Below are 17,465 nucleotides of genomic sequence, written 5' to 3'. Positions count from 1 at the left end.
CGTATTTGTAGCAGGGTTTAGTACTCATGATTAGCATGTTAAAGCTGTTCATTGTCGTCATTATGCTGCAGGGCAGTGACAGTTTCCGTCAGGATTGATCGATACGCACAGCAAGGGTAGGCCGCTGAGTTTGGGGAAATCCTACGTTAAGCCGGCTCGGCTTAAGTGCGTGTCATGCCCTTGCAACTCATCGGCGCCACGATATCTCCGACAATGTGTGGAGTTTGCTGAAACCGCATTTAGCCGGCCGCGAAGGTACCTGGGGAGGACGAGCCAAGGTTCACCAACACCGTATTGTGGATTGGCGCGCCGGGGCACCTTGGAGAGACCCGCCAGGCGATCATGTTTCAGGTTTCAAGCCCCACCTTTCCACCCCCCACCCAACGCCACCACCAACCCCACACTGGCCTGCAACTCCCTTGTCTGCACCGCCTGCAACCCCCGCTGGGCCTGCAAGGCTGCGGTCTGCGCCGTCACCACATCCAGGTAACTCACTGCTCCGGCCTGATAGCTGTTCATGGCCAAGGTCTGCGTGTGCTGGGCAGCATTCACCGCCGCCTGTTGGTCCAGCGCTTCCTGGCGCAAATCCCGCAGTTGCCCCAGGTTATCCTCCACCTCGCGCACCGCCCGCAGCACTTGCCCACGGTAATGGGCGGCGGCTTCTTCGAACTCGGCGTGGGCCTGGCGCTCATTGGCGCTCAGCCGCCCGCCGTCAAAAATCGGCAGGTTCACTAACGGCCCCAGGGCCCAATAGCGATTGCCCGCCGCCAGCAGGTTGCCCACGCCCTGGGTCTGGCCACCGAGCATGCCGGTCAGGCTGAAATCCGGATACCAGGCGGCGCGGGCGATACCGATGCCGGCATTGGCGGCGTACACACGGCGTTCGGCGGCGGCAATGTCCGGCCTTCGTTGCAGCAGGGTGCTGGGCAGTTGCCGGGGAATGCTCGGCAGGCTCAAGAGTTGCGCAGAGGGCGCCAGGTGGAATTGGCTGGCCGGCTCGCCCACCAGTTCGCCGATGGCGTGTTCGGTGAGGTTGCGCTGGGCGCGCACTTCGTCCAGTTCGGCTTCGGCGCTAGCCAGTTGGCTCTGGGCCCGGGTCAGGTCCAGTTCCGAGGCGATCTGCCCTTGATAACGGTCGCGGGTCAGTTGCAGGGCCTGGGCGTAATCCTCCAGGGAGTGGCTGAGGATGCGGCTCTGGGCGTCCAGGCCATTGAGTTGCACATACAGGCTCGCTAGCTGTTTTTGCAGGCTCAGGCGCGCGGCTGCCAAGTCGTCTCCGGAGGCTTGGGCCTGGGCATCTCCGGCAGCCGCTTGATTGCGAATCCGCCCCCAGAGGTCGAGGTCCAAGCCCAGGGCAAAACCGGCGGTGTTGCTGTTGTAGATCGACGGTTGCGTGCTGCCGCGCAGGGGGCGGCTGTCCGACTGACGCTGGCGCAACGGCTGGGCGCTGGCGCTGATCTGCGGGAACAGCCCGGCCTGCAGCTGGCTGGCGTAGGTCTGGGCGCCGTCATAGTGAGCCAGGGCCGCGGCGAGGTCCGGGTTGGCCTGGAGCAGGCGCTGTTGCAGGTCGTTGAGACGCGGGTCCTGGTACAGCAGCCACCACTGTTCGGCAATGACCTGGGGCGTGGCGGCCGGGTGCCAGGGGCCGTCGGCGTTCTGTTCGCGATACTGCGCCGGCAGGTCGATGGGCGGCACCTGGTAGTGGGGCGCCAGGGAGCAGCCGTGCAGGGCCAGCAACAGCAGGGCGGCGAGGGGCTTAAGCCTTGGGCGCATGTTCGCCTCCCGCGTCCGCCAGTTGCACCAGATCACCTTCGCGCAGGGCGTCCGGCGGGTTGTCGATGACTTGATCCGTGGCTTGCAGGCCCTGGTCGATCACCAGCCGCTCGCCCAGGTCCAGGCCAATATGGATGCTGCGCAGGTGCACGCGTTTTGCACTGTCGATCACCGCCACTTGGGTGCCCTGGGCGCGGAAGATCAGGGCGCTGGCGGGGATGCTCACACCGTGGGTGTCGGCGGGAATCGCCAGCGTGGCTTCGGCATAGTCGCCGGGCATCAGGGCGCCGTCGGGGTTGGCGGCGACGAACTGTGCCAGCAGGGTGCCGGAGCGTGGGTCGATGGCGGTGGAGTCGCCCAGCAGTTGCGCGCTGAAGTGCTGGCCGGGATGTTCCGGCACGCTCAACTGCGCCACCAGTCCAGGGCGGATCACGCTGGCGTAGTTCTGCGGAATCGGCACGTAGAGCCGCAGTTTGTGGGTGTCCGCCAGGTCGAACAGCTCCGGGTCGCTGTCGTTGTCGGCCTTGATCAGCTGGCCGATATCGGTGTGGCGGGCGGTGAGGGTGCCGGCAAACGGCGCGCGAATGGTTTTGTAGTCTTCCAGCGCCGAGAGCCGTGCATAGTCGGCGGCGGCCGCCTCGGCGTTGGCTTTGGCGGCGGCTGCGTTGGAGGTCTTTTCATCGGCTTCCTGGCGCGATACCGAGTGGCTGGCCAAGAGGTTCTGCCAGCGCTCGGCGGTGGTCTGGGCCAGCCGGGCATTGGCTTGCTGCTGGGTCATCCGCGCCCGGGCCTGGGCCACTTGCTGGTCCAGGTCGGGGCTGTCGATATGGGCCAGTACCTGCCCGGCGGCCACGTGGGTGCCTATGTCCTGGGTCCAGTCCTTGAGGTAGCCGCTGACCCGGGCATGGATCGGCGCCTTGCTCCAGGCTTCCAGGTGCGCCGGCAGGCGCAGGGTGTCGCCCAGCACGTTGTGCTGCGGCTGGAACACCAGCACTTGCGGCACGGCGGCGGTTTCGGTCCAGGCAACGACGGCCCGTTCATGCCGGGTGCGCGCGGCCAGGCCGCTGGCCACCAGCAGGGCAGCCAGGCTCAGGCCGCCGATGCCCAGCAGCATCAGGCGTTTGCGCGAAGGGGTGTGATCAGGCGACATGGGTGTTTTCTCCAGCAACAGCGGATTGGGGACGGCGGCCGTGGACCAGGCTGAAGACCACGGGGACAAAGATCAGGGTGGCCACGGTGGCGAGCAACAGCCCGCCGATCACCGCGCGGCCCAGGGGCGCGTTCTGCTCTTCGGAAAGGGCCAGGGGCAGCATGCCGATGATCATCGCCAGGGCGGTCATGCACACCGGGCGAAAGCGCGTGTAGCCGGCTTCCAGGGCAGCCTTGAGGGCATCGCCGTGTTCCGCCAGGCGCTCGCGGCAGAAACTCACCACCAGGATCGAGTTGGCGGTGGCCACCCCCATGCACAGGATGGCTCCGGTCAGCGCCGGCACCGACAGCGAGGTGCCGCTCAAGAACAGCATCCACACGATTCCGGCCAGGGCCGCTGGCAACGCGGTGATGATCACGAACGGATCGACCCAGGACTGGAAGTTGACCACGATCAGCAGGTAGATCAGCACCACCGCCCCCAGCAGACCCAGGCTCAGGCCGCTGAAGGCTTCATGCAGGGCATCGATCTGCCCGTGCAGGCTGACCGTGGCGCCCTTGGGCCGCAGGGCCGCGGCGTCGTCCAGGACCTTTTGCATGTCGTGGGCCACGGCGCCCAGGTCGCGGCCCTGGACGTTGGCGTACAGGTCCAGTGTGGGCTGGATGTTGTAGTGGCTGACCACCGCCGGGCTCTCGACCCGGGAGATGTCCGCCAGGCCGCCGAGGATCTGCGACTGGCCGTTGCTGCCGGTGACCGGCAGCGCCTCCAGGGCCGGCAGGCTGTCCAGGCGGTACTGCGGGGTGGCGGCGACGATGGAATAGGACACGCCGTTCTTCGGGTTGAGCCAGAAGGTCGGCGCCACCTGGGAACTGCCGGCCAAGGAGGCCACCATGCTGTTGGTCACGTCGCGCTCGGTGATGCCCAGGCCGTTGGCCCGCAGGCGGTCGACCTTGACCTGCAGCGACGGGTAGCCGGTGGACTGCTGGATCCGCAGGTCGGCAATGCCCGGCACATGTTGCAGGCGCCGTTGCAGTTCCAGGGCGTAGGCACGGTTGGCCGCGTCGTTGGGCCCGGAGATTTTCACGTCCAGCGGGGCCGGGGCGCCGAAGTTGAGGATCTGGCTGCTGATGTCCGCCGGGAGGAAGGCGAACTGGCTGCCGGGGAAACTTTCCGGCAGGGCTTCACGCAGCTTTTTCTCCAGGTCGGCGCTGGGGGCGTGGCCGGGTTTGAGGGTGACCTGGATATCACCGTCCTGGGGGCCGATGGTGCCGCTGTTGCTGTAGGCCATGTCGATGCCGCTCAAGGGGATGCCGATGTTGTCGATGATGCTGTCCAGTTGCTCGGCCGGGATCACCTCGCGAATGCGCGCTTCGATGCGGTCGAAGGCCGCCGCGCTTTCCTCGATCCGCGTGCCCAGGGGCAGGCGCACGTGCAGGGCCAGAGCGCCGGCGTCGGTGGCGGGGAAGAAGTCCTGGCCCAGGCTCGGCAGCAGGGCGAAGGAGGCCAGCACGCAGGCCAAGAAGCCGAGGATGAAGGTCTTGCGTCGGCCCAGGGCCAGGTGCAACAGGCCGTGGTAGGTGTCGCGCACGCTGGAGAAACGCGCCTCGAAACCCTGTTGAAAGGCCAATAGCCCGCGCACCAGGGCATTGCGCGGCTTGGCATGCTGTTCGCCTTCGTGGTGGTTGATGAAGGCATCTTCCGGGTGATGCCCCGGACCTGCTTCCGGCGTATGGGGCTTGAGCAGGTACATGGCCAGTGTGGGTACCAGGGTCCGCGAGAGGATGAACGAGCTGGCCATGGCGAAGATCACCGCCAGGGCCATGGGCCGGAACAGGTAGCCGGCGATGCCCTGCAACAGGAACATCGGCACGAAGACGATGCAGATGCACAGCAGCGAGACGAAGGCCGGGCCGACGATCTGCTTGGCGCCGTCGAGGATGGCCTGCTTGACCGCCTTGCCCTGCTCCAGGTGCCAGTTGATGTTCTCGATGGTCACGGTGGCGTCGTCCACCAGGATCCCTACCGCCAGGGCCAGGCCGCCCAGGGTCATCACATTCAGGGTCTGGCCGCTGAGCGCCAGCAGGGCAATGGCCGAGAGCACCGCCAGGGGAATCGAGGCGGCGATGATCAGTGTGGAGCGCCAGCTGCCGAGGAACAGCAGGATCATCGCGCTGGTCAGCAGGGCGGCGATGATGCCTTCCCGGGCCACGCTGCCCACCGACTGCTTGACGAACACCGAGGCGTCCCCCAGCAGCGAAGTCTTCAGCGCTGGCGGCAGGGTTTCGTTGATCCGCGGCAGCATCTGGCGGATGCCATCGACGATGGACAGGGTGGAGATATTGCCGTTCTTCAGCGCCGGCATCAGCACCGCGCGACGCCCATCGACCCGCACGATATTGGTCTGCGGCGGCGAGCCGTCGCGCACGTGGGCCACCTGGCCGATGGTGATCAGCGCGCCGTCCACGGTCTTGATCGGCAGGTCGTTGAGCTCTTCGATGGCGGTCGGGCTGTTGTTCAGCAGCACCGTGTATTCATCGCCGCCCAGCTTGGCGGTGCCCACCGGGATGATCTGGTTCTGCGCCGCCAGGGCATTGCCCACGTCCTGGGCCGACAGGCCCTTGGCGGCCAGGGCTTGCGGGTCCAGGTCGAGGGTGATCTGGCGCTGCTTGCCGCCCATGGGGGTGGGCATGGCCAGGCCGGGCAGGGAGCTCAGGGGCAGGCGGATGTTGTTCTGCACCAGATCGCGGATCTTCGCCTCCGACAGGGTCGGGCTGGAGAAGGCCATTTGCAGGATCGGCACCGTCGAGGCGCTGTAGTTGAGGATCAGCGGCGGGGTGATGCCCGGCGGCATCTGCTTGAGCACGGTTTGCGACACCGCCGTCACCTGGGCGTTGGCCGTGCGGATATCGACCCCGGGCTGGAAGAAGATCTTGACGATGCCCATGCCCGGCAGCGACTGCGACTCGATGTGCTCGATGTCGTTGACCGTGGTGCTCAGGGAGCGCTCGTAGGTGTAGATCACCCGCCCGGCCATGGCATCCGGCGACAGGCCGTTGTACTGCCAGACCACCGCCACCACCGGGATGCCGATATCCGGGAACACGTCGGTGGGGGTACGCAGGGCCGCCAGGGGCCCGATGATGCAAATGAATATCGCCAGCACGATGAACGTGTAGGGCTTGAGCAGTGCGGTCTTGACCAGCCCGAGCATGCCGAAAACCTCCGAGGGAGTGGGGTTGCAAACCTCGGCAGCCTGCAGCGACCCACCTAACACGCGGCTTTCAGCCAGGTGAAGGAAGTTTTAGGTAAGGCCTGTATTTCCTTTCATGTGGATTCATTTGTTCTCGCACCGGGGCCTCGACAAGCTTGGTGGCCATCGGCGCAGGGGGTTTTTTCGGGCTTGCGCCGCACTCATTACGGTCATTTGCGAGGTTTCTTCCATGTCCCTCAAACCCTTGTTGCTGTTGCCGGGCCTGGGCCTGGTGTGCCTGCTTTCGGCCTGTGCCGGGCCGCTGCCCAAGGCCGATCCTCAGCAGGCCTGGATCGATCTTGCTCCGGAGTCGCCCAACGACTTGCTGGCCGACAGCGTCGATGGCAAGCGCCTGAACGATGGCCGCTACTTCCAGGTCAGCCCCGGCCAGCACCGCTTGCGGATGGCCTTGCTGCAAGGGGCCAACGGCAACTCGGCGCAACCCGACTGCCTGGGGCGCCTGGACTATGCCGGGTTCCAGGCGGGGGGCCATTACCGACTGGTGGAGTCCAGCCAGGGCCAGGACGTCAGCGCCGCTCTGCTGGACGCCCAGGGCCGGCAGGTGGCCCAGAGCCGGCCGTTCAGTTGCCTGTAGGGCTTTTTTTTTCCATTGCCAAGGTAGATTTTCATGACACTCAAACCGCTGCTGCTGATACCCGTCCTGGGCCTCGCGTGCCTGCTCGGCGCTTGCGCCGGGCCCATGCCCCGGCCCGATCCCAGCCAGGCCTGGATTGGCCTGCAGGAAGAGGCGCCCAACGACCTGATGGCCGAACGGGTGGACGGACAGAAGATCGACGATGGTCGCTATTTCCAGGTCAAGCCCGGTGCTCACCGCCTGGACGTGACCCTGTTTGAAGAGAACGTCGGCGACTCCAACCAGCAAGACTGCGACGGCCACATCAGCTACGGCGGCTTCAAGGCCGGGGAGCATTACACACTGGTGGAGTCGAGCCTGGGGAACGAGGTGTCGGCGCGCCTGTATGACGCCAAGGGCAAGCAGGTAGCCAGTACCCACGACTTCAATTGCATGCCCGGCTGACGGGGCTGTTTACCGCGCTCAAACAAGGACATTTCGCTCACCACAAAGAGACGGGCCTGACTTCAGACCCATGGCGAGCCAGGGGATGATAGGGGCCTGTCTCCCAGCAAACAGGCGTGCGTCATGAAGCAAGAGGCTGAAGCGGCGATCTGCTCCACCGAAGTGGCATTTGGCGAAGTGGCGCAAATGATCACCGCCGCGCGGCAGCGGGCAGTGCGCGCGGTGAATACCGAACTGGTGGAGCTGTATTGGCAGGTCGGGGCCTATATCAGCCGCAAGATCGAGGCGGCGGAGTGGGGCGATGGCGTGGTCCGGCAATTGGCGGATTACCTGGCGCGGCAGCAGCCGGGCCTGCGGGGTTTTACCCGGGCAAACCTGTTTCGCATGCGCCAGTTTTATGAGGCCTATCGTGCTGACGAGAAAGTCGCACCACTGGTGCGACAATTGTCCTGGAGCCACCATCTGGTGGTGATGGGACAGAGCAAAGGGCCCAGTGAACGTGAGTTCTACCTGCGCTTGGCGGTCCAGGAACAATGGTCACGCAGAGAACTGGAACGGCAGATCAAATCCGCGCTGTTCGAACGCACGCTGACCCGCCCGGCCAATGTCTCGGCAACCTTGAAGCAGGCCCGTCCCGAGGCCCTGAAGGTCTTCAAGGATGCCTACATGGTGGAGTTTCTCGGCCTGGCCCAGGGGCATGGTGAAGCCGACCTGCATCAGGGGCTGGTGCGCCAACTCAAGGATTTCCTGATCGAGATGGGGCGCGACTTCTGCTTTGTCGCTTCAGGCTATCCGCTGCAGGTCGGCGGGCGCGATTTCGCCCTGGACCTGCTGCTGTTCCATCGTGGGTTGAATTGCCTGGTGGCCGTTGAGCTCAAGGTCGGGCGCTTCGAGCCGGAGTACCTGGGCAAGCTGGACTTCTACCTGGAGGCCCTGGATCGCCAGGTGCGCAAGCCCCACGAGAATCCGGCCCTGGGTGTTCTGCTCTGTGCCAGCAAGCATGACGAGGTGGTGGAATATGCCCTCAACCGTTCCCTGTCACCGGCGCTGATCGCCGAGTACCGGACCCAACTGCCGGACAAGCAACTGCTGCAGGCCAAGCTGCAGGAGTTCTATGCCCTGGACACCCAGGCGCGGTGAGTCGGGTGGCCATGGTGTCGGGGGCGCTGCACTGCCTTGGTGAGTCGAATGCCCAGCCTGGCGCCGACCTCTGGCTCATTCCGACTCGCTGCCGAACCAGTCGGCCAGGCGTGCGCTGGCTTGTTCCCGGACCTCGGCGTTGATGTGGGCGGCCACTGTCACCACTGAGCCGGTCAACAGGCCGAGGTCATCGACGTACCCGGCCCCGGGGATCAGGTCGGGGATGATGTCCAGCGGCAGCACGAAGTAACCCAGGGCGGCATAGATGGTGGTCTTGGCCCAGATCGGGGTTTGCGGCCGTTGCGCGGCGTAGTAGAGCCATAGGGCTTTCTGGATCAAGGCCCGGCCGATGCGCGAGGCGTAGCGGCCGATCTTGCGCCAGAAACAGAGTTCAAGGGACTGGGCGGTGGACATGGCGCACTCCTGGGGGACATGGGTCCAGGTCATGGTCGCCACCCGAGCGCTGGACCGGCAGAGGCCAATATTTCCCCGGTCGTTCTCAGCGTAGGAGCCGGCTTGCCGGCGAAAGGGCCGGACCAGGCGCCGTGAATCTTGCGTCAGGTCAGGGGCGTCTGTGAGCACGCCTTCGCTGGCAAGCCAGCGCCTACGGGGGGCGTACACGGTGCTGCAGGAGCCGGCTGGCGAAGGGGTCAAGGGGCAATCAGCCCCAGGGCGCCGCCGGCCAGCAGCAGGGCAGCGAGGATCCCGGTGATGGCGAACAGCTGTTGCAACCGCGGGCCGGCCAGGTGGCTGGCCACCTGGCGTCCCAGCACCAGCCCCAGGACCGCCCCCAGGGCAAAGGGCGCGCCCACCGCCCAGTGCATGATCCCGCTGAGGCTGGCGGTGACCACGCTGCCCAGGGAGACCAGGGCGATCACCGCCAGTGAGGTGGCGACGATGCTCTTGCTGTCCAGGTTGGTGTAGCGGCTCAGGGCCGGGATGATGACGAAGCCGCCACCCACCCCCAGCAGCCCGGAAAGCAGCCCCGAGAGCATTCCGGTGAAGGTCAGCGCCCGGGCGCAGGGCAGGGTCCAGCGCAGGCGGCCCTGGGCCGGGTTGAGCACGCAGGGCATGAAGGCCGGGCGCGGCGCCGGCTGGCCCTGTTTCAGTTCCAGTCTGGCTTTGCGCAGGATGCGCCCGCAGGCGTACAGCAGCACCAGGGAGAACAGCAGCGCCAGCGGCAGGTTGGGTAGGCGGTGGGCCAGCCACAGGCCCAGCGGCGCCATGAGGATGCCGATGCCGGCCACGAACCCCGCCGCGCGGTAGCGCACGATGCCCTGGCGCAAGCCCAGCACCGCGCCGACGCTGGCTGCCAGGCCCACCGCCAGCAGGCCGATGGGGGCAGCCTCGACCATGCTCAGGCCCAGGCCGAAGACCAGGAGCGGCACGGCGAGGATGCCGCCACCGGCCCCGGTCAGGGCCAGGATCGCACCAATGATCGCCCCCAGCCCGGCGCCCAGAAGACTGTGTTCGCTCATGCTTTCGGGGTGTCCGTGGCCAGGGTCGGATGGGCCAGCCATTCGTGGCCCTTGAGCATGCCGCGCCAGTACAGCGGTGGCAGGATCCGTTCCTTCAGCCACCAGGCGCGACGGGTTGGCTGGCGCCCGTCCAGCAGCCAGCGCGGGAAACTCGGTGCCAGCTTGCCGCCATAGGTGAATTCGGCGAGGACGATCTTGCCCCGTTCCACGGTCAGCGGGCAGGAACCGTAGCCGTCGTATTCGGCCAGGCGGGTCAGGCGCTTGAGGGCCACCAGCACATTGTTGGCCACCACCGGTGCCTGTTTGCGTGCCGCTGCGGCGGTCTTGGCATTGCTGGTATTGGTGGCGTCCCCCAGGCCGTGGATGTTCACGTAGCGCTTGTGGCGCAGGCTGCCCGGGTCGACGTCGATCCAGCCGGCGGCGTCCGCCAGGGGGCTCTGGCGGATGAAGTCCGGGGCGCACTGGGGAGGCACCACGTGCAGCATATCGAAGGCCCGTTCCAATGTTTCCTGGCGGCCATCGGCCAGGGTGCGGACAAAGGTCGCGCGTTTGGCCGGGCCGTTCACCGCCACCAGGTTATGGCCGAAATCCAGTTCGATGGCGTATTTCTTCACGTATTCCATCAGCGCCGGCACGTAGTCGGCGACGCCGAACAGCACACCGCCGGCATTCAGGAAGCGCGGCTTGATCTGCCCCAGGCGGCCGTGGCGCAGCCAGTGGTCGCAGGACAGGTACATGGCCTTTTGTGGCGCTCCGGCGCACTTGATCGGCATCGGCGGCTGGCTGAACAGCGCCTCGCCCTGTTGCAGTTGCTGCACCAGTTGCCAGGTGTAGGGCGCCAGGTCGTAGCGGTAGTTGGAGGTCACGCCGTGGTTGCCCAGGGCCTGGGGCAGGCCGTCGATGGCGGCCCAGTCGAGCTTGAGCCCGGGGCAGACGATCAGTTGGTCATAGGCCAGCACCCGGCCGTCCTCCAGCACGAGGGCGTTGTGTTCCGGGTCGAAGCGGCTGACCGCGTCCTGGATCCACTTGACCCCTTGGGGCATCAGCTCGGCCATGGCGCGCTCGGTGGACTGGGCGCTGAATACTCCGGCGCCCACCAGGGTCCAGCCGGGTTGGTAATAGTGGTGCCGGGCAGGGTCGATGAGTGCCACGTCCAGGTGTGGATCGCGGGTCAAGAGGCTGGCAGCAACGGCGATGCCGGCGGCACCGCCACCGACGATCAGCACCTGGTGGCTGCCGTCGACAGTGGGCAGGGCCGGGTTGAAGGGGCGCATGGCAAGGTCTCCGTGTGGAGTAGGTAATAGTTATAGGGTGTTCAGGGGAATCTTCAGGTAGCTCACGCCGTTGTCCTCGGGCTCGGGGAAGTGCCCGCTGCGCATGTTGACCTGCACTGAAGGCAGGATCAGCACCGGCATGTCCAGGGTCGCGTCGCGAGCTTCGCGCATGGCCACGAAGCTGTCTTCGTCGACCCCCTGGTGAATGTGGATGTTGTTGGCGCGCTGCTCGGCGACGGTGGTCATGTACTGCAGCTCGCGGCCGTTGGGCAGGTAGTCGTGGCACATGAACAGCCGGGTGCTGGGGGGCAGGGTGAGGATCTTGCCGATCGAGCGGTACAGGGTCCGCGCGTCGGCCCCGGGGAAGTCGCAGCGGGCGGTGCCGTAGTCGGGCATGAACAGGGTGTCGCCGACAAAGGCCAGGGTTTCGTCGCCGACCTGTACCAAGTAGGTCATGCAGGCCGGGGTATGCCCCGGGGTGTGCATGGCCCGCGCGGTGAGGCCGCCGATGGCGAATTCGGCGCCGTCTTCGAGCAGCACGTCGAACTGGCTGCCGTCCCGGGCAAAGGCCGGGGCTTCGTTGAACAGCGCGCCGAAGGTCTTCTGCACCCGGGTGATCTGGTTGCCGATGGCCACCTGGGCCCCGAGCTGCGCCTTGAGGTAGGCGGCGGCCGACAGGTGGTCGGCATGCACATGGGTTTCCAGGATCCAGTCGACCCGGGCGTCCAGCTCTTTCACCCGGGCGATCAGGCGGTCGGCGGACTCGGTGTGGGTGCGGCCGGATTTCGGGTCGTAGTCCAGCACGCTGTCGATCAATGCGCAGTGGCGGCTGGCCAGGTCCATCACCAGGTAGCTGATGGTCCAGGTATGGCTGTCGAAAAAGGCTTCTACACGCAGCGTGTCGCTGATGATCATGGGGCACTCCAGGCAATGAAGGTGAGGGCAGTCTGCGCTGACGCTCGTTTCTTGAAGTGTCAATAAGCGTGCCAACCCGAAACGGCGTCGTTTGGCGCCTGTTCATTGATCTAGACGCTTTTTCAACCCCTTGGTGATGTGTTGTCGCCCGGACTGTCACCCGGGTTTGGCAGTCATTTGGCAGTTGCTGGCAGAAAATGGCAGTGATGGCGCCCATGCTTTAAGCTGCCGCCTCTGCCCCGGAGTTGCCCATGTCCCTGATTGCCACCGACCTAGTCCCGCCACCGATGTCCGCCCTGGTGTCCTACCTCGAACACGACCCGCAGCCCACCATAGTGCTGGACACCGACTACAACATCATCGCCGCCAACACCGCCTACCAGCGTCAGTTCGGTGTGGCCGGCAAGCCCCACGTGGGCGCCAAGTGCTACCGGGTGTCCCATCAGTTCGCCGTGCCCTGCGACCAGGCCGGCGAGCATTGCCCGATGCGCAAGGCCCATGACAGCCGCGTACCGGAACGCATGCTGCACATCCACCACACGCCCCGGGGGCCGGAGCATGTGGACGTGGAGCTGCGGCCGATCATTGGCCAAGACGGCACGGTGGTGGCCTATGTCGAGCGCCTGAGTTCGGTGGCCGTGGCCTCGGTACAACCCCAGCAGAAGGGCCTGGTGGGGCGCTCGCCGGCCTTCAACGAAGCCTTGAGCGCCTTGCAGCGGGCGGCGCCGGCGCCGATCCCGGTATTGCTCCAGGGTGAATCCGGCACCGGCAAGGAGCTGTTCGCCCGTGCCCTGCACGACGGCAGCCCCCGGGCCAGCGGGCCGCTGGTGGTGGTGGACTGCACCGGGCTTACCGAAAGCCTGCTGGAAAGCGAATTGTTCGGTTATGAAAAGGGCGCCTTCACCGGTGCCCTGCAGCGCAAGATCGGCCTGGCCGAAGCCGCCCATGGCGGCACCCTGTTTCTCGACGAGATCGGCGAAGTGCCCCTGGCCATGCAGGTCAAACTGCTGCGCCTGATCGAGTCCGGCAGCTTTCGCCCGGTGGGCAGCCTGCGCACCGTGCACTCGGATTTCCGCCTGGTGGCGGCGACCCACAAGCCGCTCAAGGAAATGGTCGCCGCCGGCACCTTCCGCCAGGACCTGTACTACCGCATCAGCGCCTTCCCGATCCGCCTGCCGGCCTTGCGCGAACGCAGCGACGACCTGCCACTGCTGATCGACAGCCTGCTGCGCCGGCTTGATCCCGGGGTGGTGCCGCGGGTCGATCCCCAGGCCCTGGCCCAACTGAGCCTGTACACCTACCCGGGCAATATCCGCGAGCTGCGCAACATCCTCGAGCGGGCGCGGCTGTTCAGCGACGACGGGGTGATCCGCCTGGCGGACCTGCCGCCGGAGCTGCGCAGCACGCCGGCACCAGCGCCGCCGGGCCGCCGCCGCGGCAACAAGGACCTGGAGCAACTGGCCCATGCCCTGGAGGTGTTCGAGGGTTCGCGCAGTGAGCTGGCCAGGGCCCTGGGCCTGAGCGAGCGGACCCTGTACCGGCGGCTCAAGGCCCTGGGTCTGTAGCGGCGGGCGAGGGTGGCAGGGCCACCTCAATCTTGGGCGGGGTGGTTCTGGAGGGGCAGGTCGCAGGCCATCACCCACATGCCGATCTGTTCCAGGTCGGTGCTGAACGGCACCTCGTCGACCTGCCGCAGGCCGGCGCTTTCATAGAAGCGCCGGGCGCCGCTGTTGCTCTTGAGCACGTCCAGCCACAGGCAGGGCTCACCGGCAGCGCTGGCCCGTTGCAGCACATGCTCCAGCAACCGGCGGCCATAGCCCTTGCCGGCCTCGGACTTGAGCAGGTAGATCTTCTGCAGTTCGGCCCCGCGCCGGGCTCCATCGGGCAGTGGCCGGTTCCAGTTGAGCTTGGCAAAACCGATGGGCTGCTGCTGCGGGTCCAGGGCCAGCAGCCACAGGTGCAGGTGCTTGTCGGCCAGGGACTGTTCCAGGGGGGCGGGGGCAAAATCCTGGGCCAGGAACTGCTGCATGCCTTCGGTGCTCCAGATCGCGGCGAAGTGCTCGCGGTAGGTGGCGCAGCCAATGGCCTGGAGGGTGTCGATATCGCGGCTGTCGGCTTCACGGATGGTGATCATGCGTCATTCCTCGAGGGGCGGCTGGCCGGTGTCGCCGGGCTGGCGGCTGGCCCGCAATCCGGACGGGGCAGCTTACTCCGTTGCCCAAAGGGGCTCCAGCGCTCGGGCCGGGGCACGATGGCGGCGCGTCGTGGTCGTAGTTGCAGCCCCCTTTTTCCGGCGTGCGGGATGTTTGGCGCAGCGTCGGGTTCTTCCGGAGATGCCATGAGCCAGGCCGTACTTGCCACCGAAACCAACCGCCGCCAATTGCAGCAGATCATCTCCGGCCTGTCCGACGGGGTGATCCTGATCGAGACCGACAAGGCCCGGACCCTGCTCTGGGCCAATGAAGCGGCCCTGGCCATGCACGGCGTCAGCACGGTCGAGCAGTTGGGCGGCAATCTGCGCGAATACGCCCGGCGCTATGCCTTGCGCTACCGCAACAACCATCCACTGGGCCTGGGCAGCTACCCCATCAACCGGGTGGCTGCCGGAGAGACCTTCAGCGACGTGGTGGTTGAGGTCCAAGCCGAGATCGACGGCGAACCCCGGCACTGGGTGCACCGGGTGCGCAGCATGATCCTCGAGGACCGCAATGGCGCGCCGGAGTCCCTGGTGCTGATCCTCAGTGACGCCACCGACTGGGCCAGCGCCGAGCAGCGCTTCGAGAAGACCTTCAACGCCAACCCGGCGCCTGCGGTGATCTGCCGCCTGGGGGATTTGCGCTACATCAAGGTCAACCAGGGCTTCCTGGAGATGACCGGCTATGCCCGGGACCAGGTGATCGGCCGTTCGGTGTACGAGCTGGACGTGCTGGAAGACGCCGAGCACAAGGAACTGGCCGTCGAACGCCTGGGGCAGGGCGCGACCATCCCGCAGATGCAGGCCGAGCTGCGTCTGCCCGAGGGCGGCAGCAAGCTGGTGATCGTCGCCGGCCAGCCGCTGGACATCAACGACGAGGACTGCATGCTGTTTTCCTTCATGGACCTGGAGCCGCGGCGCAAGGCCGAGATCGCCCTGCGCCAGAGCGAGGAGCGTTTCGCCAAGTCGTTCCGCCTGACCCCGGTGCCGACCCTGGTGTGCAGCGCCGAGCAGCAGATCGTCGATGTCAACGAAGCCTTTCTCGACACCTGCGGCTACAGCAGCGAAGAGCTGCTGGGCAAGACCGTGCAGGACATCGGTTTTATCGCCGAGCCCCAGGCCGCCGAGCAGTTGTTCGGCCGCTTGGAGAAAAGCGGCAACGTCATGGGCCTGGACCTCAAGGTGCGCAAGAAGGGCGCCGAGCAGGTGGACTGCGTGGCCTACGCCGATACCGTGCTGATCCAGGACAGCCCCTGCTACCTGCTGGTGCTGATGGACATCAGCGAGCGCAAGCGCTCGGAGCTGGAACTGGTGGGCGCCATCGAGGAGGTGATGCGTGATGCCTCCTGGTTCAGCCAGACCCTGATCGAAAAGCTCGCCAACGTGCGCAACACCCGCAGCGCGCAAGCCCCGGCGGTAACCTCTGCCGAGCTCACCACCCGCGAGCGCGAGGTCCTGGGGCTGATCTACCAGGGGCTGGCGGACAAGGAAATTGCCGCGCAACTGCAGTTGGCCCCCAACACCGTGCGCAATCACGTGGCCACCCTGTACTCCAAGCTCGATGTGCACAGCCGTGGCGAGGCCATTGTCTGGGCCCGGGAGCGCGGGCTGTTTGCCGGCAGTGCCGGCTGACCCGGTGCAAATGCACCAGTGCAACCAGTGCAAATGCGCCTTTTGCCCAGGGGCGGGCCTTTCTATCCTGTGATTCTGCGCAGGGCTCTGTATCGGGCCTCTGCCATTCATGAACCGCAGTAGAAGGAGCGCCAGCATGGCTAGCGAACAGATCAAGGGCACAGTGGGCAAGGTGGCCGGCAAGGCCGAGGCCGTGGTGGGTGAGTGGCTGGATGATGAGCAACTGCAAGCCCGCGGCATGGCCCGGGAAGCCGCCGGGCAATTGCAGGAAAAGTACGGCCAGGCCCTGGACCAGGGCGCTCGCTGGGTACGGGACAAACCGCTGTTGAGCGTGGCCCTGCTGGCCGGCGTCGGGCTGTTGGCGGGCCTGCTGCTGCGGCGCCGCTGAAATGCCGGCGGCCATCACCCTGGCGCAGTTGCGCGCTTGTATCGAGCAGCGCCTGGCGCCCCTGGCCTGCAGCTTCAGCAACGCCGGTGACGGCACCCTGACCCTGCGGGTGTTCGAGCCGGCCAGCGGCCGGGTCGACCTGGTGGTGACCGGGCTCAGCGCCCGGGCGCTGCAGAGCGAGGCCGATGTGCAGAAGATCATCGACGAACTGCTCTATGAGCTGGGCAGCAACTCCCTGGGCCAGCTCGATCTGGCGCCCTGAACCCGGCCTTGCACCGAGGCCGATCGATGGCGACAGCCCACGGCCTGAACTATAAGCAAAGGGTCGACGGTCGGGTTCCCGGCCGTCATCTCCAGCCTTTTGCAGGTGCCCGGGCATGCCTTCAACCCTGTTGCCGCGCCGTATTTTCCTGATCACCTCGCTTTTCTGGATGGGCCCATGAACGCCGGGGCCCAGGGCTTGCCCCGGCGCCTGGAAAACATCGTGCTAGTGGCGGATCTGGCGGGCACTGCGGTGTTTGCCGTGGAGGGTGCGATCAGCGCCATGCGCGCCCAACTGGACCTGCTGGGGGTGATGGTGATCGCCTTTATCGTTGCCCTTGGCGGAGGGGTGACCCGTGACCTGCTGATTGGCGCCACGCCGCCCAAGGCCGTGGCCGACTGGCGGTACCCGGCGCTGGCGCTGCTGATGGGCGGGCTGGCCTTCGTGGCACGGGACTGGGTGCTGGGGTGGTCCGGGCCGCTGCTGATTCTGCTGGACGCCGCGGGGCTGGGGCTGTTTGCCGTGGCGGGCACGCAGAAGGCGCAGAACTTCGGCATCTCGCCCTTTGTCTCGATGCTCATGGGTACGGTGACCGGGGTGGGGGGCGGGGTGATTCGCGACATTGTCCTGGCCCGCATTCCCCTGGTGCTGCAGGTCGACCTGTATGCCAGCTCGGCCTTTGTCGGCGCGGCCAGCCTGGTCATCGCCCGGCGCCTGGGCGTGCCGTCTTTATGGTCGGCCTGGCTGGCGGGCACCGTCTGTTTCGCCCTGCGCATGCTCTCGGTGCGCTACGGCTGGCAACTGCCCAAGGCCTTGTAGCCGCTGATGCAGGCTGTGAACGGCTTGGGCGGCATTGCGACGCAGCAGGCGCCGGGGTCGCGAGAGCGCGGAAGGTTTGGCGCAAGATCGTCAAGCAAGGCCCTGCGTACCGAACGCGGCCCGGCCTTTCGCAGCTTCGCAGGCTCAGCAG

General features: G+C 66.3%; 16 protein-coding genes. 8 read left to right on the top strand and 8 right to left on the bottom strand.

The genetic code is table 11. From position 1 onward, the window contains the following. Positions 1-354 precede the first annotated feature (354 nt). From ACUXVH_RS22375 to ACUXVH_RS22365, 3 genes are read right to left on the bottom strand one after another with little or no spacing between them, the layout of a single operon-like run. Positions 355-1,773, bottom strand: coding sequence for an efflux transporter outer membrane subunit (locus tag ACUXVH_RS22375; RefSeq protein ID WP_065363815.1), 1,419 nt, complete (start codon positions 1,771-1,773; stop codon positions 355-357). Further along, positions 1,757-2,923 carry an efflux RND transporter periplasmic adaptor subunit gene (locus ACUXVH_RS22370; protein ID WP_065363816.1) on the bottom strand — a complete coding sequence of 389 codons (1,167 nt, stop codon included), beginning with the start codon at positions 2,921-2,923 and terminating at the stop codon, positions 1,757-1,759. The genes ACUXVH_RS22375 and ACUXVH_RS22370 overlap by 17 nt, the downstream gene beginning before the upstream one ends. Then, a complete protein-coding gene (locus tag ACUXVH_RS22365; RefSeq protein ID WP_065363817.1) occupies positions 2,913-6,134 on the bottom strand; it encodes an efflux RND transporter permease subunit in 3,222 nt (1,073 codons plus the stop codon). Before ACUXVH_RS22365 ends, ACUXVH_RS22370 begins: the two co-directional genes overlap by 11 nt. 229 nt (positions 6,135-6,363) lie before the next feature. Here ACUXVH_RS22365 and ACUXVH_RS22360 point away from each other — a divergent pair, with 229 nt between their 5' ends. From ACUXVH_RS22360 to ACUXVH_RS22350, 3 genes are all read left to right on the top strand, one after another. Next, positions 6,364-6,768, top strand: coding sequence for a PA0061/PA0062 family lipoprotein (locus ACUXVH_RS22360; RefSeq protein ID WP_019095346.1), 405 nt, complete (start codon positions 6,364-6,366; stop codon positions 6,766-6,768). A 33-nt stretch (positions 6,769-6,801) separates the two neighbouring features. Continuing rightward, complete coding sequence (locus ACUXVH_RS22355; RefSeq protein ID WP_019095345.1) at positions 6,802-7,212, top strand: PA0061/PA0062 family lipoprotein; 411 nt, start codon at positions 6,802-6,804, stop codon at positions 7,210-7,212. 123 nt (positions 7,213-7,335) lie between these two features. Next, positions 7,336-8,352, top strand: coding sequence for a PDDEXK nuclease domain-containing protein (locus ACUXVH_RS22350; protein ID WP_065363818.1), 1,017 nt, complete (start codon positions 7,336-7,338; stop codon positions 8,350-8,352). Between the two features lie 75 nt (positions 8,353-8,427). Here ACUXVH_RS22350 and ACUXVH_RS22345 read toward each other — a convergent pair whose 3' ends face one another. The 4 genes from ACUXVH_RS22345 to ACUXVH_RS22330 all read right to left on the bottom strand — a co-directional run bounded on the left by ACUXVH_RS22345 (position 8,428) and on the right by ACUXVH_RS22330 (position 12,019). After that, positions 8,428-8,799, bottom strand: coding sequence for a YkvA family protein (locus tag ACUXVH_RS22345; protein WP_225368752.1), 372 nt, complete (start codon positions 8,797-8,799; stop codon positions 8,428-8,430). A gap of 203 nt (positions 8,800-9,002) precedes the next feature. Further along, positions 9,003-9,830: a sulfite exporter TauE/SafE family protein gene (locus ACUXVH_RS22340; RefSeq protein WP_065363819.1), complete on the bottom strand. Its 828-nt coding sequence runs from the start codon at positions 9,828-9,830 to the stop codon at positions 9,003-9,005. Further along, on the bottom strand, positions 9,827-11,104 hold the full coding sequence (locus ACUXVH_RS22335) for an NAD(P)/FAD-dependent oxidoreductase (RefSeq protein ID WP_053157919.1): 1,278 nt from the start codon (positions 11,102-11,104) through the stop codon (positions 9,827-9,829). Before ACUXVH_RS22335 ends, ACUXVH_RS22340 begins: the two co-directional genes overlap by 4 nt. A 30-nt stretch (positions 11,105-11,134) precedes the next feature. Further along, positions 11,135-12,019 carry an MBL fold metallo-hydrolase gene (locus tag ACUXVH_RS22330; RefSeq protein ID WP_065363820.1) on the bottom strand — a complete coding sequence of 295 codons (885 nt, stop codon included), beginning with the start codon at positions 12,017-12,019 and terminating at the stop codon, positions 11,135-11,137. A 251-nt stretch (positions 12,020-12,270) separates the two neighbouring features. Between ACUXVH_RS22330 and ACUXVH_RS22325 the strand changes: the two genes are divergently transcribed. Continuing rightward, positions 12,271-13,584, top strand: coding sequence for a sigma-54 interaction domain-containing protein (locus ACUXVH_RS22325; protein ID WP_019094278.1), 1,314 nt, complete (start codon positions 12,271-12,273; stop codon positions 13,582-13,584). A gap of 26 nt (positions 13,585-13,610) precedes the next feature. Here the strand turns inward: ACUXVH_RS22325 and ACUXVH_RS22320 are convergent, their stop codons facing one another. Further along, positions 13,611-14,153 (bottom strand): GNAT family N-acetyltransferase, encoded by a 543-nt coding sequence (locus ACUXVH_RS22320; RefSeq protein WP_053151015.1) that lies wholly within the window; start codon positions 14,151-14,153, stop codon positions 13,611-13,613. A 204-nt stretch (positions 14,154-14,357) separates the two neighbouring features. On the opposite strand from ACUXVH_RS22320, the gene ACUXVH_RS22315 reads away from it, so the two are divergent. From ACUXVH_RS22315 to ACUXVH_RS22300, 4 genes are all read left to right on the top strand, one after another. Then, entirely contained in the window at positions 14,358-15,845 is a 1,488-nt protein-coding gene (locus tag ACUXVH_RS22315) for a PAS domain S-box protein (RefSeq protein WP_065363821.1), read from the top strand. Between the two features lie 136 nt (positions 15,846-15,981). After that, positions 15,982-16,233 carry a CsbD family protein gene (locus tag ACUXVH_RS22310; RefSeq protein WP_011060865.1) on the top strand — a complete coding sequence of 84 codons (252 nt, stop codon included), beginning with the start codon at positions 15,982-15,984 and terminating at the stop codon, positions 16,231-16,233. A gap of 1 nt (position 16,234) precedes the next feature. After that, the gene (locus tag ACUXVH_RS22305) at positions 16,235-16,495 is read left to right on the top strand and encodes a DUF1652 domain-containing protein (protein WP_015635301.1); all 261 of its coding nucleotides are present in this window, start codon (positions 16,235-16,237) and stop codon (positions 16,493-16,495) included. A 177-nt stretch (positions 16,496-16,672) separates the two neighbouring features. Beyond that, a complete protein-coding gene (locus ACUXVH_RS22300; protein WP_255313428.1) occupies positions 16,673-17,314 on the top strand; it encodes a trimeric intracellular cation channel family protein in 642 nt (213 codons plus the stop codon). The last annotated feature ends 151 nt before the right edge of the window (positions 17,315-17,465 follow it).

This window comes from Pseudomonas sp. 8(2025), assembly GCF_052665325.1.
The sequence above is the reverse complement of the archived record's forward strand: the minus strand, read 5'-3'. Positions and strand labels throughout refer to the sequence as shown.